The sequence below is a fragment of the Actinoplanes sp. NPDC026623 genome (genome assembly GCF_040638275.1).
Lineage (GTDB): Bacteria > Actinomycetota > Actinomycetes > Mycobacteriales > Micromonosporaceae > Actinoplanes.
In genome coordinates, this window is sequence record NZ_JBEZXZ010000105.1 from 1 (window position 1) to 22,225 (window position 22,225).

The 22,225-nt window shown below is 70.8% G+C and carries 20 protein-coding genes and 1 pseudogene; 16 read left to right on the forward strand and 5 right to left on the reverse strand.

Features of this window, described 5'->3' with window-relative positions; genetic code table 11:
- Nucleotides 1-529: 529 nt before the first annotated feature.
- Complete coding sequence (locus tag AB0F10_RS26945; RefSeq protein WP_360630686.1) at nt 530-796, forward strand: hypothetical protein; 267 nt, start codon at nt 530-532, stop codon at nt 794-796.
- Between the two features lie 9 nt (nt 797-805).
- Here the strand turns inward: AB0F10_RS26945 and istB are convergent.
- A pseudogene (gene istB, locus AB0F10_RS26950) lies at nt 806-1,438 on the reverse strand (IS21-like element helper ATPase IstB).
- 29 nt (nt 1,439-1,467) lie between these two features.
- Between istB and AB0F10_RS26955 the strand changes: the two are divergent.
- Nucleotides 1,468-2,451, forward strand: a complete 984-nt coding sequence (locus AB0F10_RS26955) for a pyridoxal-phosphate dependent enzyme (RefSeq protein ID WP_360630688.1) — start codon at nt 1,468-1,470, stop codon at nt 2,449-2,451.
- Nucleotides 2,452-2,511: 60 nt separating this feature from the next.
- A complete protein-coding gene (locus AB0F10_RS26960; protein WP_360630691.1) occupies nt 2,512-3,426 on the forward strand; it encodes a DUF5995 family protein in 915 nt (304 codons plus the stop codon).
- Between the two features lie 437 nt (nt 3,427-3,863).
- Here the strand turns inward: AB0F10_RS26960 and AB0F10_RS26965 are convergent, their stop codons facing one another.
- Nucleotides 3,864-4,634: a methyltransferase domain-containing protein gene (locus tag AB0F10_RS26965; protein ID WP_360630694.1), complete on the reverse strand. Its 771-nt coding sequence runs from the start codon at nt 4,632-4,634 to the stop codon at nt 3,864-3,866.
- 93 nt (nt 4,635-4,727) lie between these two features.
- On the opposite strand from AB0F10_RS26965, the gene AB0F10_RS26970 reads away from it, so the two are divergent.
- The 12 genes from AB0F10_RS26970 to AB0F10_RS27025 all read left to right on the forward strand — a co-directional run bounded on the left by AB0F10_RS26970 (nt 4,728) and on the right by AB0F10_RS27025 (nt 18,220).
- A complete protein-coding gene (locus AB0F10_RS26970) occupies nt 4,728-5,849 on the forward strand; it encodes a pyridoxal-phosphate dependent enzyme (protein WP_360630697.1) in 1,122 nt (373 codons plus the stop codon).
- 462 nt (nt 5,850-6,311) lie between these two features.
- Nucleotides 6,312-7,466: a uroporphyrinogen-III synthase gene (locus tag AB0F10_RS26975; RefSeq protein WP_360630700.1), complete on the forward strand. Its 1,155-nt coding sequence runs from the start codon at nt 6,312-6,314 to the stop codon at nt 7,464-7,466.
- A 36-nt stretch (nt 7,467-7,502) separates the two neighbouring features.
- A complete protein-coding gene (locus tag AB0F10_RS26980; RefSeq protein WP_360630703.1) occupies nt 7,503-8,153 on the forward strand; it encodes a CbiX/SirB N-terminal domain-containing protein in 651 nt (216 codons plus the stop codon).
- Between the two features lie 68 nt (nt 8,154-8,221).
- Nucleotides 8,222-10,318: a molybdopterin oxidoreductase family protein gene (locus tag AB0F10_RS26985; protein WP_360630706.1), complete on the forward strand. Its 2,097-nt coding sequence runs from the start codon at nt 8,222-8,224 to the stop codon at nt 10,316-10,318.
- Nucleotides 10,319-10,666, forward strand: a complete 348-nt coding sequence (locus AB0F10_RS26990) for a molybdopterin oxidoreductase (RefSeq protein ID WP_360630709.1) — start codon at nt 10,319-10,321, stop codon at nt 10,664-10,666. It abuts the gene before it with no gap.
- Nucleotides 10,666-13,143 (forward strand): nitrite reductase large subunit NirB, encoded by a 2,478-nt coding sequence (gene nirB / locus AB0F10_RS26995; protein WP_360630712.1) that lies wholly within the window; start codon nt 10,666-10,668, stop codon nt 13,141-13,143. The genes AB0F10_RS26990 and nirB overlap by 1 nt, the downstream gene beginning before the upstream one ends.
- Nucleotides 13,140-13,463, forward strand: coding sequence for a Rieske 2Fe-2S domain-containing protein (locus tag AB0F10_RS27000; RefSeq protein ID WP_360630715.1), 324 nt, complete (start codon nt 13,140-13,142; stop codon nt 13,461-13,463). The genes nirB and AB0F10_RS27000 overlap by 4 nt, the downstream gene beginning before the upstream one ends.
- Nucleotides 13,460-14,794: a nitrate/nitrite transporter gene (locus AB0F10_RS27005; protein WP_360630718.1), complete on the forward strand. Its 1,335-nt coding sequence runs from the start codon at nt 13,460-13,462 to the stop codon at nt 14,792-14,794. The genes AB0F10_RS27000 and AB0F10_RS27005 overlap by 4 nt, the downstream gene beginning before the upstream one ends.
- Nucleotides 14,795-14,873: 79 nt before the next feature.
- Nucleotides 14,874-15,608 (forward strand): hypothetical protein, encoded by a 735-nt coding sequence (locus AB0F10_RS27010; RefSeq protein WP_360630721.1) that lies wholly within the window; start codon nt 14,874-14,876, stop codon nt 15,606-15,608.
- A gap of 100 nt (nt 15,609-15,708) precedes the next feature.
- Nucleotides 15,709-16,848 carry a glycoside hydrolase family 88 protein gene (locus tag AB0F10_RS27015; protein WP_360630724.1) on the forward strand — a complete coding sequence of 380 codons (1,140 nt, stop codon included), beginning with the start codon at nt 15,709-15,711 and terminating at the stop codon, nt 16,846-16,848.
- Nucleotides 16,849-16,913: 65 nt separating this feature from the next.
- Nucleotides 16,914-17,240, forward strand: coding sequence for a PadR family transcriptional regulator (locus AB0F10_RS27020; protein WP_360630727.1), 327 nt, complete (start codon nt 16,914-16,916; stop codon nt 17,238-17,240).
- The gene (locus tag AB0F10_RS27025; protein ID WP_360630730.1) at nt 17,240-18,220 is read left to right on the forward strand and encodes a hypothetical protein; all 981 of its coding nucleotides are present in this window, start codon (nt 17,240-17,242) and stop codon (nt 18,218-18,220) included. Before AB0F10_RS27020 ends, AB0F10_RS27025 begins: the two co-directional genes overlap by 1 nt.
- A 368-nt stretch (nt 18,221-18,588) precedes the next feature.
- Here the strand turns inward: AB0F10_RS27025 and AB0F10_RS27030 are convergent, their stop codons facing one another.
- Complete coding sequence (locus tag AB0F10_RS27030) at nt 18,589-19,635, reverse strand: alpha/beta hydrolase (RefSeq protein ID WP_360630733.1); 1,047 nt, start codon at nt 19,633-19,635, stop codon at nt 18,589-18,591.
- Nucleotides 19,636-19,644: 9 nt separating this feature from the next.
- Between AB0F10_RS27030 and AB0F10_RS27035 the strand changes: the two genes are divergently transcribed.
- Entirely contained in the window at nt 19,645-20,538 is an 894-nt protein-coding gene (locus tag AB0F10_RS27035) for a WYL domain-containing protein (protein ID WP_360630736.1), read from the forward strand.
- A 30-nt stretch (nt 20,539-20,568) separates the two neighbouring features.
- On the opposite strand, the gene AB0F10_RS27040 is transcribed toward AB0F10_RS27035, so the two are convergent.
- Nucleotides 20,569-21,276 (reverse strand): alpha/beta hydrolase, encoded by a 708-nt coding sequence (locus tag AB0F10_RS27040; RefSeq protein ID WP_360630739.1) that lies wholly within the window; start codon nt 21,274-21,276, stop codon nt 20,569-20,571.
- Between the two features lie 87 nt (nt 21,277-21,363).
- Nucleotides 21,364-22,092, reverse strand: coding sequence for a hypothetical protein (locus tag AB0F10_RS27045; RefSeq protein ID WP_360630742.1), 729 nt, complete (start codon nt 22,090-22,092; stop codon nt 21,364-21,366).
- Nucleotides 22,093-22,225: the final 133 nt, after the last annotated feature.

Sequence of the window (22,225 nt, forward strand, 5' to 3'; positions counted from 1 at the left end):
GTGCTCACGACGAAATTCCTCAGCGGCGGCTGAATAGTTTCGCCGCGCGGTCCGGTCCCGCATCGCCGCCAATTCCGACCTGCCGAACAATGACAACTGTCCCACCGGAGAATTCTCCCGCACCCCGCCCCGACACGCCCGCGAATGATCATGCCAATCTCACTTCGGCAATAGCGTTCACCGGATCCGCGCGGCGGCTTCGGTGCAGGACCACGCGTGTCGAAATAGGGCCCGGTAATGCCGCTGTCGGGGTAAGTACGGCTGATCTTGCAGAGGTCATGCTCGTCATCGCGACATGAGTTCTGTGAATGGGGTGCCAGCTACTGTAGCCAAGATTGGCGTTCCCCTCGCAGGTCCTCTTGGGTCGTGGCGACGCAGCCTGGCAGAAATGGTCAATGAGTCGTTCCATGCGGTGATCGCCGTGACATCCGCCAAAAGGTAGATGTGGATCGTAGAGGACCCGGCCAAAGGGCCGAATCATCGGGTTGGTGCTTGTGGACCACCCGGTGCCGGGTGCGACGATGTCTCCGTGCCCATCAGAACAGAGACCTTCCGCCGAGAATCAGCTAACGGCCTCGACACCATCATCGTCATGGCCTCAATCGATGACATTGGTGATGACGTTGGTGCGGAGATCCGTGTCATCCATGAGCGTGACGGCAAGGTGGTCACCGACACGATCCCCCACTGGGGAGACGATCCCGCCGCTGGTCACCGCTGGGTTGAGCAGCACCGTGACAGCTGTATCTCCCAGGGCTATCGAGTCGTCGACGAGTGTGACGAACCGGAGAATTAGCCCGCTGTATCAGGCAACATTCTCGATGGCGGTGAGCCGGTTCTTGAGCCGGTAGCTGGGTCCGTTGATCGGGACGACATCGCAGTGATGCAGCAGGCGATCAAGGATCGCGGTTGCCAAGACCTCGTCTCCGAACACTTGGCCCCATTCGCCGAAGCCCTTGTTGGAAGTCAACAACGTCGAGCCCTTTTCATACCTCTTCGATATGACTTGGAAGACCAGGTTCGCCTCGGTGCGTTCGAGGGGCTGATACCCGACTTCGTCGACGAGGAGGACGTATGGCGCAGGTAGGTGTGTAGTTTGCGGGTGAGCCGGCCGATCGCGTCGGCGGCTTCGAGTTGGCGGACCAGGTCGTCGAGGGTGGTGAAGGAGACGGTGAACCCGGCCCGGCAGGCGGCGACCGCAAGTGCGACGGCGATGTGCGCCTTGCCCGGGCGGCCCGACCAGAGCGACGTTGGCTTTGTTCTGCACGAACGACCACGAACGACAGGGTGGCGAGGTCGCGGACTTTGCGTGGTCCAGGTCGGGTTGGTAGCTGAAGTTGTAGTCGTCGAGGGTTTTGTGGTGCGGCAGCTTCGACAGGCGTAGCCCGGCACGGAAGCGGCGTTCATCTTTGACGGCGAGTTTGAACCGAGCGGGCACGGTCGAGGGCGGTTGATACGGTCGCGTCCATGATCACGATCACCCTCGAGGATGTGCGGGACGCCGCTGCCCGACTGGTGGGCGTCGCCCACCGCACCCCGGTGCTGCGCTCGCGGACCCTCGACGCCATGGTCGGTGCCGAGATCCACCTCAAGGCCGAGAACCTCCAGCGGGCGGGCGCCTTCAAGTTCCGCGGCGCCTACAACGCGCTCTCCCGGCTGTCGCCGGGGCAGCGGGCCGGCGGCGTGGCGGCGTTCTCGTCCGGCAACCACGCGCAGGCCCTCGCCCTCGCCGCCCGCGAGTTCGGCACCACCGCCGTCATCCTCATGCCGGCGGACACGCCGGCGTCCAAGCGCGCGGCGGCCGAGGGCTACGGCGCCGAGATCATCACCTACGACCGCTACACCGCCGACCGGGCCGCCCTGGGTGCGGCGCTGGCCGCCGAGCGCGGCCTTCCCCTGATCCCGCCGTACGAGCACCCGGACGTGATCGCCGGGCAGGGGACCGCCGCGCTCGAACTGCTGGAGGAGACCGGCGAACTCGGCGCGCTGCTGGTGCCGGCCGGCGGCGGCGGGCTGCTCGCGGGCAGCGCCACCGCGGCCAAGGGCCTGCACCCCGGCATCCGGATGATCGGGGTGGAGCCGGAGGCGGGCGACGACACCCGGCGGTCGCTGGTCGCGGGGCGGCGGGTGGGGATTTCCGTGCCGCGCACCATCGCCGACGGCCAGGGCGCGGACATACCCGGCGAGCTGACCTTCTCGATCAACCGCCGCCTCGTCGACGAGATCGCCCTCGTCACCGACGACGAGATCCGAGCGGCGATGCGCTTCGCCTTCGAGCGGATGCGGGTCGTCATGGAGCCCAGCGGGGCCAGCCCGCTCGCCGCGCTGATGGCCGGCCGGATCGAGCGCCTGCCGCCCCGGGTCGGCCTGATCATTTCGGGCGGAAACATCGATGCCGCCCGCTTCGCGGAGCTTGTCTGCCCCGATCACGAGGCCACTACTGTCGGGTAGCCGCCCCGACTATGGTCAGCCCGGCCCGGCGACTCCATGGTGAACGACGTGGAGGTTCCCATGAAAGTCGCGTTCGACCGCGACCGCGTAACGGACAGCGCCGCGCTGCTGCGCGACGAGCGGGTCCAGCTCGCCCCGGCCGGCTGGCCGGGCCGGGGCTGGGAGCCGGCCGGGCGGGAGGTCGCCGAGCTCTGCGCGACGCCGCCGACCGACATCGCAGGCGTGTTGACCCGGCTCACCGCCGCCCAGAAGATCCTCGACGGCCTGCCGCCGACGGGCGGCAACAACCGGGTGGCCGCGTTCAACTCGCTCTACTTCACCATCACCGACCGGGTCGCCAAGTCGCTCAGCGGCGAGGACGTGCGGGACCCGGTCTTCCTCGAGCTGCTCGACGTCGAGTTCGCCAAGCGGTACTTCGACGCCCTGCGCCGCTGGGGTGCCGACGACGACGCCACCCCCGACGCCTGGGAGGTGCTGTTCCGCCGCGCCGGCAGCCTCAAGGTGAGCAGGCTGACCGCCGCGATGCTGGGCGTCAACGCGCACATCAACCACGACCTGGCGCTCGCGCTGGTCGCCACCTGGGAGCGGACGGGCGCGCCGACCGACGAGGTCATCCACCCGGACTACCTGCTGATCAACAAGATCTTCTTCGAGGAGATCCCGTCGCTGCGCCGGCGCTACTCCACGGCGTGGCAGCTGCGCATCGACCACCTGGTCGGCAACCTGGACGACTGGAGCCAGCGGGTGCTGGTCTCGGCGACCCGGGCGCATGCCTGGGACCAGGCGCAGCGGCTGTGGCAGCTGCGCGACGACAGCGACGACCTGGCCCGGGCCAAGCTGCTGATGGACCGCGCGTCGGCGCTGCTCGGCGAGGCCCTGATCAGCGCCGACGGCGTCGTCAACAGAATCGGCGCGATGCTGCGCGTCCTGCGCAACTCCGTCCGCGGCCTGCTGTCCAGGCTCACCGGCTGCTGACCCCGCCAGGCCCGCCCGGATGCGGTCGCCTGCCCGCCCGGCCCTGACCTGCCGGTCTAGCGTCGCTCGGGTCGCCGGTGCAGCGCGACTCGGTCTGCGGGTTGTTGACGGTCGCTGACCGTGGTGGGCCGGGTGCGGTCGCGTGTCTGCCCGGCTCTGGCCTGCGGGTGTTGCATTGCTCGGGGTTGCCGGTGCAGGGCGATTCGGTCTGCGGGTTGTTGACGGTCGCTGACCGTGGTGGGCCGGGTGCGGTCGCGCGCCCCGCCCGGTCCTGGCCTGCGGGTCTTGTGTCGCCAGGGTTGCCGGTGCAGGGCGACTCGGTCCGCGGGTTGTTGACGGTCGCTGACGGTGGCGGGCGTGTAGGGCCTGTCCAGGTGCGGTCGCGTGCCCGCCCGGCCCCGACCCGCAGGCCCTGCGTCGCGCGGGGCAGCCGCCGTTTACGCCGGTCGGCGGGCGGTCACCGCCCACACCCGGTGCGGAACCAGCAGTGGGTCGCCGGGGAACCGGTCGGCGAGCAGAGCGGTCAGCTCGGCGGAGAAGACGCCCACCGCCGCCGGATCGAGGGTGGCCGCGACGCCGGCGCTGGCCCGGATCCGCCCGACCCAGTCGAGGTGCGAATACGCGACATCGAGATCGAACGAGAACGTCTCGATCCCGGTGAAGCCAGCCAGCCGGAGATCGGTGAGCCAGCGCGGATAGAGCCCGGTGCCGCCCGCGAGCGTCCACGCCGGGTTGTGCCGGAGGATCAGCGCCTCGGTGGCGGCGACGACGTTGCCGGACACCGGAAGCCAGTCGAAGTGCACGATGACCACGCTCCCGCCGGGCCGCAGCAGCCGCCGCACCTCGGCGGTGGCCTCAGCCGCACGGAACCAGTGCCAGCACTGCCCCGCGGAGACGACGTCGGCGCAGCCGTCCGGCAGGCCGGTCCGCTCGGCGGCACCCACCACGTAGCCGACCTCGGCACCCACCCGCGCGTCGAGCAGGCGCGCCTTGTCGAGCAGCGCGGCAGCCGGGTCGACGCCGGTGACCGCGGCACCGCGCAGGGCGAAGAGCCGGGCCAGGCTGCCCGTGCCGGTGCCGAGATCCACCACGTCCTGCCCGGGGCCGCCGATGCCCAGCCGGGCGAGCCGGTCCGTCAACTCGTCCGGAAAGCCCGCCCGGTGGCGGCTGTAGTCATCGGCGGTTCGGCCGAAATCGACGCTGTTCACGACTCGAACTTTAACGTGATCATGGCCGCCGGGCGCGCGCTGTCCCGGTACGGCCGCGCCGGTTTCCGACCGTGGCTCTGGCAGGATCAGGGGATGTTGGTGGACCGCGCCGGGCGGCGTTACCCGTTGGACGAGCCGCGCTGGCGGGGCGACGACGGCTCACCCCTGCTGGTCGAGGACCTGCCGGGGATCACCCGCGACGACATCGACACCCGCGTACGGTCCCAGTGGCGCTACGCGGCCGCCCTGCCGCAGCCCTACGACCGCCCGGTGAGCCTCGGCGAGGGGTGCACGCCGCTGCTGCCGTTCGAGGTCGACGGCGTGCCGCTGTCGGTGAAGCCCGAGTGGTTCAACCCGACCGCCAGCTTCAAGGACCGCGGCACCACCGTCATGGTCTCGACCCTGGCCGGCCAGGGCGTGACCGAGATGCTCGAGGACAGCAGCGGCAACGGCGGCTCGTCGGTGGCCGCCTACGCCGCCGCCGCCGGGATCCGGGCCACCATCCTCGCCCCCGAGTCGACGTCGCCCGCCAAGATCCAGCAGAGCCGGGTGCACGGCGCCGGCGTCGAGCTGGTGCCGGGGACGCGGCAGGCCACGGCCGACGAGGCGGTGCGCCGCTCGGCCGGCACCTTCTACTCCAGCCACAACTGGCATCCGTTCTTCCTGCAGGGCACGAAGCTGATCGCGTACGAGATCTGGGAGGACCTGGGCTTCACCGCGCCGGACGCGGTGGTGCTGCCGGCCGGGGCCGGCAGCCTGGTGCTCGGCTGCCACGTCGGCTTCGGCGAGCTGCTGCGTTCGGGCGCTATCGCCCGGCGGCCGCGGCTGCTGGTCGCCCAGCCGGCTCGATGCGGCCCGCTGGTCACCGCCTTCGCCGCCGGCGCCGCCGCGGTGTCGCCGGGGGAGTGGTCACCGACCGTTGCCGAGGGCACGGCGATCGCGGTGCCGGTGCGCGACCGCGAGGTGCTCGCGGCCGTCCGCGCCTCCGGCGGCGACATGACGGCGGTCGCCGAGCCCGACATCGCGCCCGCCACCTTCGAACTGGCCCACCGCGGCCTGTACGCGGAACCGACCAGCTCGATCGTGCTGCCGGCCGTCCGCGAGTTCCTGCGCCGCGGCACGCTGCGCCGCGGCGAAACGGCGGTGGTCGTGCTGACCGGCTCGGCCCTCAAGGCCGCGGACGCGGTCGGCCGCCTGCTGTCCGAAGCACGGTGACCTCGATTCCACCCGATCGGGCGCCAGGTCGCCCGCCGGCAGGGGCCAAACCATCAGATATCCCCGCCGCTAGTGATCATGGTGAGTTCGGGCCAGCTCCAGCTGACCGTCGTGAAGAGACGTCGGTGCGGTGGCCGCGTGGATGAGGCTGCGTTGGGGGCTCTGTCGTTGCCTCGTGATCGCGCCACACACGACGATGGCATGGGCTTGCGCTGAGGGGTGATGATCCCGCTGGCGAGGTCGGTGTCGGCCCGCGACGGCATGACCTGGCGGATCGTGGGCGAGCCGCGACTGCTCACGGCGGGTGACATCACGTTCGGTGGGCGGTGCGTTCGGGGAGTCGGGCAGGGAGGCGGAGGCCGGGCGATCTCACCTGATCAAGATCGCTGATGTGAGGCGTGGTTTTCACGGCCGAAACATTTCCAACGCGCGCAGGTAATGGCTGGTGGGCAGGCTGTCGGGATGGCCGACCTGACCGGGCCGGTGACGCCCGCGGGCGCTCCCGCCCCCGATGCACCCGCCGGCCCGCTTGCCGGCTTCACCGTCGCGGTCACCGCCGAGCGGCGCCGCGACGAGCTGTCGGCCCTGTTCCAGCGCCGGGGCGCCAAGGTCGTGGTCGCGCCCGCGATCACGATCGTGCCGCTCGGCGACGACCAGGCGTTGCACGCCGCGACCGAGGCCTGCGTCGGGCTCGCGCCCGACATCGTGGTCGCCACCACCGGGATCGGGTTCCGGGGCTGGCTCGAGGCCGCCGAGGGCTGGGGGATGGGCGACACCCTGCGGGCCGCGCTCAGCCGGGCCCGGCTGATCGCCCGCGGCGCCAAGCCGTGCGGGGCGATCCGGGCCGCCGGCCTGACCGAGGAGTGGTCGGCGCCGAGCGAGTCGTGCGAGGAGATTCTGGAGCGGCTGCGGGCGCAGGGCATCGCCGGGCGGCGGATCGCGGTGCAGTTGCACGGCGGACCGCAGGTGGAGTTCGCCGCCGGGCTGCGGGCGGCCGGTGCCGCGGTCGTGGAGGTACCGGTCTACCGCTGGACGCTGCCGTCGGACGTCGCGCCGGTGCGGCGCCTCGTCGGCCAGCTCGCGGCCGGCCAGGTCGACGCCGTCACGTTCACCAGCGCGCCGGCGGTGCAGGCGCTGCTGGAGATCGCCGGGGACGCCGCCGTCGACGTGCTCGAGCGGTTCCGGACCGGCACGATGGCGGCCTGCGTCGGGCCGGTCACGGCCGCGTCGCTGGTCGAGCGGGACGTTCCGGTGGTGACGCCGCACCGCTCCCGGCTCGGCGCCCTGGTCAAGGTCGTCACCGACGAGTTGCCGCGGCGCGCCGCGAAGCTCACGGTCGCCGGCACCGTCCTGGAGATCCGCGGTCACGCCGTGCTCATCGACGGCCGGTTGCAGACGCTCGCGCCGGCCGCGATGGCGATCCTCGCCTCGCTCGCGGCCCGGCCGGGCGCTGTCGTCTCCAAGGATCGCCTGGTCACGTCGCTGCCGCGGGGCACCGACGGGCACGCCGTCGACGTCGCGATCGCCCGGTTGCGCACCGCGCTCGGCTCCGCGGGCCACATCGAGACCGTCATCAAGCGCGGCTACCGGCTGCGGGTCGACGAGTCGGCCGCGTGACCGCGGGCGCCGGGAGCACAAGCGAAGGGTAGACACATGAGCCGCCTGCCGGTATTGCTGGCCGTCGCGCACGGCACCCGTTCCGCCGCCGGCCAGGCGCAGATCCGCGACCTGGTCGACCGGGTCGCCTGCCGGCGCCCGGACGTGGACGTCCGGCTCGCCTTCGCCGACGTGCAGCAGCCCCGGGTCGCGGACGCCATCCGGGGGTTGCGCGCGGTGGTCGTGCCGCTGCTGCTGTCGTCCGGCTATCACGTACGCGTGGACATCGCCGAGGCGGTCGCCGGCGCCGACGCGGTCGCCACCGCCCCGCTGGGTCCCGACCCCGTCCTGGTGGAGAGCCTGCGGCGGCGCATCGGGGACACCGACGCGGTGGTGCTGGCCGCGGCCGGCTCGTCGGATCCGGGGTGGCGGGCCGGGATCGCCGACGTGGCCGCCCGGCTGAACGCGCACGTGGCGTACGCGTCGGGCGCCGAGCTGCGGGTGCCCGATGTGGTCGCCGGGCTCCGGGCGCGGGGCGCGCGGCGGGTGACGGTCGCCGCGTACCTGCTGGCCGAGGGCCTGTTCTACCGTTCGCTGCACCGGGCCGGGGCCGACGCGGTGACGCCGCCGCTCTGCGCCGATCCGGCGGTGGCCGACCTGGTACTCGCCCGTTACGAGCACCTCACAATGGTGCCGAGCCGTATGTAGGGATTTCTGAACGCCGCGGCAACGGCGACGGTCCGGCGCGGTAACGGTGATCGACAAACATCATCCGCGTGACCGTGACCGAGACGCATTGCCCGTACTGCGCGTTGCAGTGCGGCATCGCGCTGACGCCCGAGATCCCGCGGGTCCGGCTCGAACCCACTGAATTCCCGGTCAACCGCGGCGGCCTGTGCGCCAAGGGCTGGACCGCCGCCGAGTTGCTCGACCACTCCGACCGGCTGCTCACGCCGCTGGTGCGCAAGGATCCCGCGGACCGCGGCAGCCCGCTGCGCGAGGCCACCTGGGACGAGGCGTACGAGCGCATCGTCGCGGCGATCCGGCGCAGCCAGCGGGAGTACGGCCCGGACAGCGTCGGTGCGTTCGGCGGCGGCGGGCTGACCAACGAGAAGGCGTACACGCTCGGGAAGTTCGTCCGGGTGGCGCTGGGGTCCGCGTCGATCGACTACAACGGCCGGTTCTGCATGTCGTCGGCCGCGACCGCCGGCAACCGCGCGCTCGGCGTCGACCGGGGCCTGCCGTTCCCGCTCGAGGACGTGGCCGGGGCGAGGACCGTGCTGCTGGTCGGCGCCAACCCGGCCGACGCGATGCCGCCGTCCATGCAGTACCTCGACGCCGGGCGGGCCGAGGGTGCCCGGCACATCGTCGTCGACCCGCGGCGCACGCCGACCGCCGCGGGCGCGTACCGGCATCTGCAGCCGCTGCCCGGCACGGACCTGGCGCTGGCCAACGGGATGCTGCACGTCGCGATCCGGGAGGGGCTGCTCGACGAGGAGTACATCCGGGACCGGACCACCGGCTTCGACGCCGTCCGCGCGGCGGTCGCCTCCTACTGGCCCGGGCGGGTCGAGCGGATGACCGGCGTCAGCGAGGCGGACCTGCGCGAGACCGTCCGGCTGCTCGCCACCGAACGCCCGTCGATGATCCTCACCGCGCGCGGCGCCGAGCAGCACAGCAACGGCACCGACACGGCGCAGGCGTACCTGAACCTGGCGCTGGCGCTGGGCCTGGTCGGGCGGCCGAACTCCGGCTACGGCACCATCACCGGGCAGGGCAACGGGCAGGGCGGGCGCGAGCACGGGCAGAAGGCCGACCAGTTGCCCGGCTACCGGCGGCTGGACGATCCGGCCGCCCGGGCGCACGTCGCCGGGGTCTGGGGCATCGACCCCGACGAGCTTCCGCGGCCCGGCGTCTCCGCGTACGAGATGCTCGACCGTCTCGGCACGGACGGCGGGGTCCGGGTGCTGCTGGTGCTGGCCAGCAACATGGCCGTCTCCGCGCCGCACGCCGGGCACGTCATCGACCGGATGCGCGCCCTGGACCTGCTTGTCGTCTCCGACATCTTCCTCTCCGAGACCGCCGCGCTCGCCGACGTGGTCCTGCCGACGGCGCAGTTCGCCGAGGAGGAGGGCACGATGACCAACCTCGAGGGCCGGGTCATCCGCCGCCGGAGGGCGCTGCCGCCGCCGCCGGACGTCCGCACCGACCTGCAGTTCCTGGCCGGGCTCGCCGAGCGGCTGGGGCGCGGTGAGTTCTTCAGCGACGACCCGCGGACCGTCTTCGACGAGCTGCGCCGGGCCAGCGCCGGCGGGATCGCCGACTACGCCGGCATCACGTATGAGCGCATCGACGCCGAGCAGGGTGTGTTCTGGCCGTGCCCGGCGCAGGACCATCCGGGCACGCCGCGGATGTTCACCGACACGTTCCCGACCCCGGACGGCAGGGCCCGGTTCATCCGGGTCGAGCACCGCGATCCGCACGAGATGCCGGACGCCGAATTCCCGTACGTGCTGACGACCGGCCGCAACATGCAGCAGTACCAGAGCGGCAACCAGACCCGCCGGGTCGCCGCGCTGACCGTCTCGCTGCCCGAGCCGCGCGTCGAACTGCACCCCGACCTGGGCCGCCGGCTCGGCGTCGCCGACAGCGAGATGGTCGAGCTGCGTACCCGGCGCGGCAGGGCGCGGTTCCGGGCCCGGTTCAACGCCGGCATCCGGCCGGACACCGTCTTCGCGCCGTTCCACTGGGGCGGCGACCAGGCGGTCAACCTGCTCACCGACCCGGCACTCGACCGGCACTCCAGGATGCCCGCGTTCAAGGCGTGCGCGGTCGCCATCAGCCCAGCCCCCCATCACGAAGGGACCACCTAGGTGCAATCCACACCCCGATTCCTGCAGGGCGTCTTCGCCTTCGAGGGCAAGGGCCTCGACCGGGCGGCACCCATCGGTGTCGCCCTCGGTTACGCGGTGCCCGACGGTGTCGTCGCGCAGGCCGTGTACTTCCGCGGCGGCAACTCCGCCGAGGAGCTGATCTGCGTGGTGCTGATGCGCGACGGCAGGCCGATGCGTTACTTCCCGATCGGCGCCAAGGGCGAGGTACACATCCCGCTGCGCGTGGTCGAGGACCTGGATTCCGGTACGAGCGTGGAGTTGTGGCTCGCCGCACCCGCCGGCGTCACCGGCACGGTCGTCATCGACCTGGGGCTGGTGGAGGTCTGATGCAGCGACTCGTGGTCATCGGCAACGGGATGGCGGGCGCCCGCACGGTCGAGGAGATCCTCGCCCGCGGCGGCGCGGACCGCTTCGAGATCACCATGTTCGGCGATGAGCCGTACGGCAATTACAACCGCATCATGCTCTCCAACGTCCTCGCCGGCGTGGAGGACGAGTCGGGCATCTTCCTCAACGACCTCAGCTGGTACGCCGACAACGGCATCACCCTGCACTCCGGCCGCAGGATCAGCCGCGTCGACCGGTTCGCCAAGCAGGTGTACGCCGAGGACGGCACGGCGACAGCGTACGACAAGCTGATCATCGCGACCGGCAGCTCGGCCTGGGTGCCGCCGATCACCGGCATCCACCGCCCCGGCCGCGGCTACCACCAGGGCGTGTTCGCGTTCCGGACGCTCGACGACACCCGCAACATGATCCGCTACGCCCGCGAGCACGAGCGGGCCGTGGTCATCGGCGGCGGCCTGCTCGGCCTGGAGGCGGCCCGCGGCCTGCAGCACCACGTCTCGCACGTGACCCTGCTGCACGCCATGGGCCACCTGATGAACACCCAGCTGGACGCGGCGGCCGGCAAGATCCTGCAGGGCAGCGTGGAGAAGCTCGGCATCGAGGTGGTCTGCGACGCCATGACCACCGAGATCATGGGCAAGCACGCCGTCACCGGCGTCAAGCTGGCCGACGGCCGGATCATCGAATGCGACGTGGTGGTGGTCGCCGCGGGCATCCGGGCCAACGCCGAGATGGCCGCGAACAGCGGGTTGGTCGTCGAGCGCGGCATTGTCGTCGACGACCAGATGCGGGCGCAGGACGAGCCCGACATCTACGCGGTCGGCGAGTGCGCCCAGCACCGCGGCGCGACGTACGGGCTGGTGGCCCCGCTCTGGGACCAGGCCAAGGTGCTCGCGGACCACATCACCGGCCGGGATCCGCAGGCCGCGTACCACGGCTCCCGGATCGCCACGAAGCTCAAGGTGGCCGGCGTCGACGTCGCCTCGATGGGGCTCAAGGAGGCCGAGCGCGACGACGACGAGACGCTGGTCTTCAGCGAGCCCCGCAAGGGTGTCTACAAGAGCATCGTGATCCGCGACGGCCGGCTCGTCGGCGCCACCCTGGTCGGCGACGTCCGCAAGGTCGCGTTCCTGATGCAGGCCTTCGACCGGGGCCTGGCACTGCCGGAGGACCGGGTCGAGCTGATGTTCGACCTGGGCGGACCGCCGGCCGAGGTCAGCGCCGCCGAACTCGCCGACGACGCGCAGGTCTGCAACTGCAACGGCGTCACCAAGGGCACCATCGCCGACACCGTGCACGGCGGCTGCAAGACCGTCAGCGGCGTCATGGACAAGACCCGGGCCGGCAAGGGCTGCGGCACCTGCAAAGGCCTGGTCGCGCAGATAGTCGAGTGGGCCGCCGGGGGAACGGTCGAGGAGGACCCCGCGGCGAGCTGGTACGTGCCCGGCGTGCCGATGCCCAAGCCGGAGCTGATGGCCGCGATCCGGCAGTACGGGCTGCGCTCGGTCTCGTCGGTCTTCGCCAAGCTGGTGCCCGGTGGCCAGGAGGACGCCAAGAGCAAGATGGGTCTCGCCTCGCTGCTGAAGATGATGTGGGGCGAGGAGTACGTCGACGAGCGCGACTCGCGGTTCATCAACGACCGGGTGCACGCCAACATCCAGCGTGACGGCACGTTCTCGGTGGTGCCGCAGATGAAGGGCGGCGTCACCACCCCGGCGCAGCTGAGGCGGATCGCCGAGGTGGCCGAGAAGTACGCCGTACCGATGGTGAAGCTGACCGGCGGGCAGCGCATCGACCTGCTCGGGGTGCCGAAGGAGACGCTGCCGAAGATCTGGGCCGACCTGGACATGCCGTCCGGTTACGCCTACGCCAAGAGCTTCCGGACGGTGAAGACCTGCGTCGGCTCGGACTACTGCCGCTTCGGCGTCGGCGACTCCACCGCGCTCGGCATCGCCCTCGAGGAGCGCTTCCAGGGCATCGAGGGCCCCGGCAAGATGAAGCTCGCCGTCACCGGCTGCCCGCGTAACTGCGCCGAGGCGTACGTGAAGGATCTGGGTGTCGTCGCCATCGACGGTGGCCGCTGGGAGATCTACGTCGGCGGCGCCGCCGGCGCGCACATCCGCAAGGGCGACCTGCTCGCCACGGTCGGCTCGGCGGACGAGGTCATCACGCTCACCGGCCGCTTCCTGCAGTACTACCGGGAGAACGCCAACTGGCTCGAGCGCACGTACGCGTTCGTGCCGCGGATCGGCATCGACCGGGTCAGGGAGATCGTCGTGGACGACGCGGACGGCATCGCCGCCGAGCTCGACGCCGCGATGGAGGCGTCCGTCGGCGCCTATCGCGATCCCTGGAAGGAACGGGCCGAGCCCGTCACGCCCGGCCAGTTCCGCACCTCGCTGCCGCTGATCGTGCTGCCGCAGGTCCCGGTCCGCGCCGCCGCGGTGCAGGCATGACGCGCCTCGGCCACGTCGACGAGATTCCCCTGGGCGAGGGCCGCACCTACGCCGTCGACGGCGAGATGGTCGCCGTCTTCCGGCTGCGCGACGGCTCGCTGCGCGCCCTGCAGGCGGTGTGCCCGCACCGCGGCGGGCCGCTCGCCGACGGGCAGATCGACCTGAAGGTCGTCGTCTGCCCGCTGCACCTGTACGCCTTCGACCTGAACACCGGCTGTTCCCTGAGCGGCCAGGACGATCTCACCGTCTACGCCGTCTCCGTCGACGACGACGACCACGTCGTAGTCTCCGCCCGAGCTTCCTCGGAGGTCCCCTCATGAGCGCCACCACCCTGGAACGCCCCGCCCTGACCGTGCGCGGGCATTGGATCGACGACTGGCGCCCCGAGGACCCCGCGTTCTGGGCGCAGACCGGCGCCCGGATCGCGCGGCGCAACCTGATCTTCTCGATCTTCTCCGAGCACATCGGCTTCTCCATCTGGACGATGTGGTCCGTGCTCGTGCTCTTCCTCGGCCCCGCGTACGGCATCGACCCGGCCGGCAAGTTCCTGCTCACCGCCGTGCCCGCGCTGGTCGGCGCAACGCTGCGGATCCCGTACACGTTCGCGGTTGCCCGCTTCGGCGGACGCAACTGGACCATCATCAGCGCCTCGCTGCTGCTGGTGCCGGCGCTGCTGGCCGCGTTCCTGATCGAGCCCGGCGTCTCGTACACGACGCTGGTCCTGCTGGCGGCCACCGCGGGCGTCGGCGGCGGCAACTTCGCCTCCTCGATGGCGAACATCAACGCGTTCTACCCCGACCGGCTCAAGGGCTGGGCGCTCGGCATCAACGCCGGCGGCGGAAACCTCGGCGTGGCGGCCGTGCAACTGGTCGGGCTGTTCGTCCTGGCGGTCTTCGGCGCCGGGCATCCGGGGCTGGTCGCGGGCATCTACATCCCGTTCATCGTGCTCGCGGCGGTCGGCTCCGCCATGTACATGGACAACCTGTCGCAGGCGCGCAACTCCAAACGCGGGATGCGCGACGCCGTCCGGGAACCGCACACCTGGATCATGTCGTTCCTGTACATCGGCACCTTCGGCTCGTTCATCGGCTTCGGCTTCGCCTTCGGCCAGGTGCTGCAGGTGCAGTTCGCGGAGGACTTCAGCACCCCGGTGAAGGCCGCGTACCTGACGTTCCTCGGCCCGCTGCTGGGCTCGCTGATCCGCCCGGTCGGCGGCGCGCTGGCGGACCGGCTCGGCGGTGCCCGGGTGACGTTCTGGAACTTCGTGGCGATGGCGGCCGGCGCGAGCATCGTGCTGGTGGCCTCGCAGCGGCATTCGCTGCCGCTGTACCTGGTCGGGTTCATCTCGCTGTTCGTGTTCAGCGGCATCGGAAACGGCTCGACGTACAAGATGATCCCCCGGATCTTCTCGCTGAAGAACCCGGGCCTGGAGCACGAGGCGCGCCGGCTCTCCGGCGCGGTGATCGGCATCGCCGGTGCGGTGGGTGCCTTCGGCGGGGTGCTGGTCAACCTGGCCTTCCGGCAGTCGTTCCTGAGCTACCAGACGGCGGACGCGGCCTACCTCGCGTTCATCGCGTTCTACGCGCTGTGCGTGCTGGTCACCTGGGCGGTCTACCTGCGCTCGTCGTCGCGCCGGCTCGCGGGCGTCTGAATCCCCGGCGGCGGCCCGGCCCGATGGGGCCGGGCCGCTAAAGTGGCGCACGCGAATATCTGCACGCCACGGGGGAAACATGTACGCACGCCGATCCGCCCTGCTCGCCGCCGCCCTCGTCACCGTCGTGCTGGTGACCGGCTGCACCGATCCCGCACCGCTCGGCCGAAGCCCGGAGATCGACGTCAGCAGCGCCGTCGCGGCGAGCGCGGCCGCCAAGAAGGAGTTGCTCGCCGCCCTGGCGCAGTTTCAGAAGGGCACCTACCGCTACGCCGTCGACGCCGACTACCTCGACGGTCAGCGGATCCAGGCCTCCGGCGCCCACGACCCGGCGGCGCACCGGTACACCCGGAGGTTCACGATCACCGGCGGCCCGCAGGCCGGGTCCGGCGAGCTGATCCTGATCGGCGACGACCTCTACACCAGGACCGGCGACCGGTCGCGGTGGGTGCACGAGAACCTCGGAGTCCTCGCCACGGACAACCCGCTGCTGACCGTCGAGGCGGAGGACCCCAGCGGTCTGGTCGCCTTCGCCGACGCCGTCGACTGGACGGACCGGACCGGCCGGAACACCCTCGACGGCGCCTTCGATCCCCCCGCGGCGGGCGTCGCCATCCTGCCGCTCGGCGCGCCGAGCATGAGCCTGTTCAGCCGCGGCAACGCCGGATACACCGCGACGACCGACGCGCAGGGCCACATCGTCTCGATCGTCATGGACCTCAACACGGTCGACGGCAGGCGGAAGCTCACCTCGACGTTCAGCGACCACGGCAAGCCCGTCACCATCACGAAGCCCAAGAAGGCCGACCTCTGACCGGTCCGCGCACCCCAGCCCGCTCTTTCGGTCGCAAGGCATTCATGGTTCTATATCACCACCCCTTCCATCAAGACTTGAATTAACACAGGAGTGGCTCGTGGGCGAGATCAGCCGTCGTCATCTGCTGGCCGGTGTCGCCGGCGCGACGATCCTGCCGGCGACAGGTGCCCTCACCGGCGCCGCGCCGGCCGGCGCGGCGCCACCGGCCTCGGTCCTGCCGCCACGGGCGGACGTGCTCGCGGTCGCGCGGAGGGTCAACGACCAGTGGATCGGCGCGCACGGCGACCCGGGTGACAACCAGTGGGCGCGGGCGACCTACTTCAGCGGCAACATGGCCCTCTACCGGACCACCGGCGAGGCGCGGTACCTGGCCTACACCCAGCGGTGGGCGGAGCAGAACAACTACGCGATCAACAACGGCGTGGCCACGCGGCACGCGGACGACCACGCCGCCGGGCAGGTCTACTACGACCTCAACGACATCGCGCCGGCGGCGTCGAAGATCGCGGCGATCAACGAGTCGATCCGCCGGATGGCGCACAGCACGAGCCAGCCGGCCAAGGTGGACGACTGGTGGTGGGTCGACGCGCTGCACATGGCGATGCCGGTGTTCGTGCGGGTGGCCGGGCAGACCGGCGAGGACGCGTACCTGCGGAAGATGTTCGCGCTCTACACCCACACCAAGCGGACCCGGGTGCTCTACGACTACACCAACGAGCTGTGGTGGCGCGACGAGGGCGCCAAGGCGGCCCGCTCGCCCGCCGGCAGGCCGGTCTTCTGGTCCCGGGGCAACGGGTGGGCGCTGGCCGCGCACGCCAAGATCCTCGCCCTCGACCCCGGCCTGGGTACGCGCTGGCCCGAGTTCCGCTACAACATCCAGGGGCTGGCGCGCTCGCTGGCGAAGGCCCAGCGCGCGGACGGGCTCTTCAACGTGAACCTGATCGACCCGGCCCACTTCGGCGGCCCGGAGACGAGCGGCACCGCGTTCTTCGCCTTCGGGCTCGCGTACGGCATCCGCGCCGGCATCATCGACCGGGCGACCTACCTGCCGGTGGTGGCCCGGGCCTGGAACGGAATGGTCGCCACGTCGGTGCACGCGGACGGCTTCCTCGGCTACGTCCAGGGCGTGGGCTACGCCCCCGAGTCCAGCCAGCCGGTCACCACGAACTCGACAGCCGACTTCGGGGTGGGCGGCTTCCTGCTGGCCGCCACCGAACTGGCCAACCTGACCGCCTGAACCCGCCGGGTGCGGGTCGATACTACGCTTGACGTTATATGTCGTGGCACGTAGCGTCTCGTGCCATGCAGGAAGCTACCTTCTTGATCCTCACCGCTCTGGCGGCCGAGCCCAGCCACGGCTACGGCATCGTCCGCGCCGTCGAGACGCTGTCCGCCGGTGACGTCGTGCTGCGGCCCGGCACCCTCTACGGCGCCCTGGACCGGCTCGCCGGCCAGGAACTCATCGTCGTCGACCGCGAGGAGGCCGTGGACGGCCGGCTGCGGCGCTACTACCGGCTCACCGACTCCGGGATCACCGCCCTGTCCGCCCAGGCCGAGCGGCTGCGCCGGCACGCTGACGCCGCCGAGTCCCGGCTGCGCCACCTGCGTCCCGCCTTCGGGGTGGCCTGATGTCTCACCGGCGACTTCTGTGGGCCTATCCCGCCGCGTACCGCCGCCGCTACGGCACCGAGATCATCACCCTCCTGCTGGAGATGGCCGAGGACGGGCGCCGGCCCGGCCGCCGCGAGAAGCTGGACCTCGTCCTGTGCGGCCTGCGCCAGCGGTTCCGCGTGCCGTGGCGGCGTCCGCTCGCCCTGCTCGGCGCGGCGCTGGCCGCGCTGGCGCTGGGCGCGGCCGGAGCGGTCGCCGGCACCTGGACCGGCTGGCAGACCGCTACCGACCTGCCGTCCCAGCAGCAGATCCGCGGCTTGTCCGAGGACCTCTCCGGGATGGGGGGCACCAGCATCGAGCCGTGGAGCACGGCGATGAGCGGCCCGGCCGTCAGCGCGGGCGCCAACGGGCAGAACTCGTACTCGCCGCAGCGGATCCGGGACGCTCTCGCCGCAGCCGGCTGGCACGTCACCTCGCTCACCGAGAGCGACAGCCGGTTCGTCACCGACTTCACCACCGTCCCATGGACCACGATTCCGGCGCGGACGGTCACCTTCCGCGCGGCCAAGGACGGCCTCGTGCTGGCTGGATCCAGCAACACGCAGGCCGACGGCCGGGCCGCACAGGGGTTCGACATCTGGGCCGAGCACACCGCCGCCGTACGCCCGCTCACCATCACCGGGCTGGTGCTGGGGCTGCTCGCCGGCTGGCTGCTCGCCGCGGCCCTGGCCGCCCGGCCCCGCCGCGGGCGCACGTCGGCGGTCCTCACCGTCACGGCGATCGCCGCGGCCTCCGTGCCCGTCGTCGAGGCCTACCGGGCGACCTGGCACGTCATGATCTACAAGACCTCGAACCCGAACCCGTACGTCGCCTACACGACCGGTGACTGGATCCCGGCCGCACTGAATCCGGAGCTGACCGTGCCGGTCTGGGTGATGCCCGCCTGCGCGCTGGTCTCGGTGCTGGCCGTCGCCGCCGGCTTGCGCGTCAGCAGGTGACCCTGCGCGCTGTTGTCCGGTCCCTCGGCGGGCACCCCGCCGAGGGACATCGTTACGTCGAACCGCTCCGCCCGCTCCGGAGCGTCCACCCGCCATGAAAGCACACACCCGACGCCCCACCAGGAACTACGACGTACGAGTACGTCATGCCGATTCTGGCGACCACCCCTGTTCGGCAAGCCGCTGCCCGATCGCGGTGGCCATGGCCCGAGACCTGGCCGCTCCCTCGGCGTCGGACATGCGATACCGGAACCGGCACGTAAGCGGGCGGCCGCTCCCGATCCACGGAGGCGAGATGTCACGGCCGCCTCCAGACGCCTGGCTTGTCCTCTGGTGGCAGGACCGCTGCCCGGCCAGGTCAGTGTGCCTCAGGCGGCATCCCGCTGGTCCAGCCACTTCAGAATCGCCGCGGTCGTTTCCTCCGGCATCTCCTGCTGGATCCAATGACCGCAGTCCAGACTGGCCACCTCCACATTCGGCACGAATTCCGTCAGCCTTTCAGCCCTCGCGACCGTGTCGCGATCGCCGTAGATCATGAGGGTGGGCTGCCGGATGATCGGGTCCACGTCCGCCAGCAGGCGCCAGTTGCGGTCCAGGTTCCGATACCAGTTGATTCCGCCCGTGAACCCTGTTGAGGCGAAGGCGGAGACGAAGACAGCCAGTTCACTGTCACTCATGACGGGGTCACCGAGTGGGGCTTCCGCTTGGGCGAGGTCAATCAACGCACTGCCCGGCTGAGGCTCCGCGAGGGGCAGGTTCTTCCGGTACAGGTTCCGCAGGAACTGGAACGTGTTCTGCTCGAACACGGCGTCCGCGACGCCCGGCTGCCGGTTGAAGTGAACGAAGTAGAAGTCGCCGCCGAGCACGGCTTCCATGCCCTCGATCCAGGGCACTTCTCCGCGCTCGAGGTACGGCAGGCTCAGGTTGATCACCTTGCCGACCCGGTCTGGGTGCAACAGGGTCAGGCCCCAGACGACGGCCGCACCCCAATCATGGCCGACGAACGTGGCGTCCTCGTATCCATAGTGATCGAGCAGTGCGACGAGGTCACCCGACAGGTGGGCGATGTCGTAGTCGGTGACTTCGGTCGGGCGGGACGAGTTGCCGTAACCCCGCTGGTTCGGGACGATGACGTGGTAGCCCGCGGCCGCAAGAGCGGGCACCTGATGGCGCCAGGAGAAGGCGTGCTCCGGCCAGCCGTGACAGAGCACGATGGGGTTCCCGGCGTTCCGCCGGCCGGCTTCGAAGACTTCGAGTTGCACACCGTTGACCGAAATGCGGGTGGGCTCGGGAAAATCGAGTGTCATGCCGGCATCATGCTGACCGATACCGGTCACCTCCTGACCGGTTTTGGTGTAAGTGTTGCCGGAGTGCGAGCCGACCGGTTGATGGCCATCCTCCTTCTGCTGCAACATCGCGAGCAGGTGACCGCAGCGGAGGTCGCCCGGGAGCTGGAGATCTCCGAGCGCACCGCCCGCCGCGACCTCGACGCCCTGGGCATGGCCGGCGTGCCGGTGTACTCCGTGCAGGGCCGGCGCGGCGGCTGGCGCCTCGTGGGCGGAGCCCGCACCGACCTGTCCGGGTTGACCGCGAGTGAGGCCCGCGCCCTGTTCCTTGTCGCCGGCCCTGCCTCGTCCGTCACGCCGGTCGTGAAAGCGGCGCTGCGCAAGCTCGTCCATGCCCTGCCGGAGCCGTTCCGGGTGCAGGCCGAGGCGGCGGCGTCGTCGCTGGTCCTGGACCCGCAACGATGGGGCTCGAGCCGGATCGAGCCCCGACGGCCCCGCTTCCTCGACGAGCTCCAGGACGCGGTGATCCGCGGCGTCCAGGTCCGGCTCGGCTATGTCGACCGCGAACACACCGAAACCGAGCGAACCGTCCACCCGCTGGGCATCGTCGCCAAGGGCCCGTCGTGGTACCTCGTCTCCAGCACCGAGGCCGGTCGGCGGACCTTCCGGATCGACCGCGTGTCGTCCGTCGACCCGACCGGCGATCCCGTGCACCGGCCCGAGGGCTTCGACCTCGGCGAGAGCTGGCGTGCGATCGCGGACGAGGTCGACCGCAAACGAACACCCCTCGAGGCCCGGGCGGTATGCGTGCCCCACGGGATAGGCGTGCTCCGGATGGGGTTCGGCGATCGGCTCGAGGTGGGAGGTTCCACGGCCGACGGCCGCATCGAGGTCGTGATCCGCGGCAGCAACGAAGGCATACTCGCCGGCGAGCTTGCCGGACTGGTCGAATGGATCGAGGTGACCGGCCCTCCGGGTGTGCGAGACCACCTGGCCTCGATCGGCAACGCGCTCATCGAGCGATACGCCTGAGACCGCCCCGATGGCGACCCGATCCGCCGGTCAGGCCAGCGCCGCAGTCACCAGGTCGGCTGCCCGGACGATCGCCGTCCGTGACGCATCATCATCGTCCAGCATGTCGAAGCTGTGCCGGCCCTCGGGCACGTCCACGATCTCCAGGCGCGCCTTCGAGGCCGCATTCACGAACACCTCCACCGCATCGGCGATCACCGGATTTTCGAGGCCCACCCGGGTGAGCACGATCGGCAGATCCCCGGTGCCCGCCAGTGCCCCGATCGGATCAAACCGCGCGTCGACCTGCCATCCTGGAAGCGGTGCGAGCAGCGGATAGCTCAACGCCAGCGCCCGCAACCAGGAAGGCGGCTCGCGCAACCAGTCCGCCGCAAGCAGTCCACCGCCGGAGAAGAACCACAACGCCAGCCGTTCCTCATCCACCCGGGCATCGCCGCGCAGCGACTCGACCGCGGCCTCCACATCGGCGGCGGCGACAGCGAAGGCGTCCGGGCTGTGCAACCGGTGACCGACAACCGCACCCACCACGCCACGAGCGGCAATCAGCGAACCGTAACCCTGGAAGACCGGCCAGTCGCGCGGACCGGGTCGCACGTCGGCCGGAAGCGGCCCGCCGTGCACGAACACCACCGCCGGCAGTGGCCGCACGATGTCGTCCGGCAGGTAAAGGTCGAACGAGTCATGGCGTTCGGGAGCGCGAGAATGAACGGGCAGGACGAAGGGCTTCAGGGGGACCATCGACAGATCATATCGATTCGTACCGATAAAGTGGGGAGCGCTCGGATCCGGATATCGGCCGGCTTGCCGGGGCATCGCCTTGTGCGTTCAGGCCGACGACGCTGACGACGTGCCGACCTCTCCGCTCGCACCTGCACCCTGCCGGACGGACCTCACCCGCGCAGGCAGGCCCATGCCCCCTTGCGCTTGCGTCCCATCCCGCTCGGCGCCGCCCAGGGAAGGGCGGGTGTCGACGCCCGCCGAACCCTCGCTACGGGTCTCCAGGAGTTTCAGCAGGGACTCACGAACCTCCTGCTCGGCCAGCTTGGCGTCGGTATCGCCGACCACAGGGGTCCGGAGGTAGGCGTGCAACACATCAACGCACAGGCGCCGAAATGCCGGCCAGCCATCCGCGAGCTCGGCCATCCCGTAGACACCGGCGAGCCGTACCGCTGCAGAGGGATTCCCCAGAAGCAGGCTGGTGTTGTGGAAAAGCTCGTTGAACAGCTTGTAGTTCGCTTCGCGGAGCGCGATCTCATCGCGCCCGTCGGACCGCTCGGCTACGCGCTGTTTCCGGTATGCGACGACCAGCGCGACCAAGCCACCGATACCACCGGTCATGATCAAACCGATGCGGACGAGATCGAGTTGCTCGGCCGCCCCCAGCCGGGTGGTGGTTGTGGCTGGGCGATCCATGACGAGCCACATCAACGTGACCGACGCCGCGAACACGAGAACACCTGCAGCAGCCGCAACGATCACCGAGCGCCAGACGGGCCAAAGAGGTTGACCGCGTTGGGCTCTCGCCCAGTCCGGATCAGGACGGAAGCCACTCATGAATACCTCTGTATCAAAGAGCCGCAAGTGGTGAATTCAGGTGTCCGGGCGTGCCCGGCCTCGACCGCCGGCGTCGCGACAACCCGGCTCTGCCACCGGTCCGTCGCACAGTCTCATCGACGGATGCTCAAGG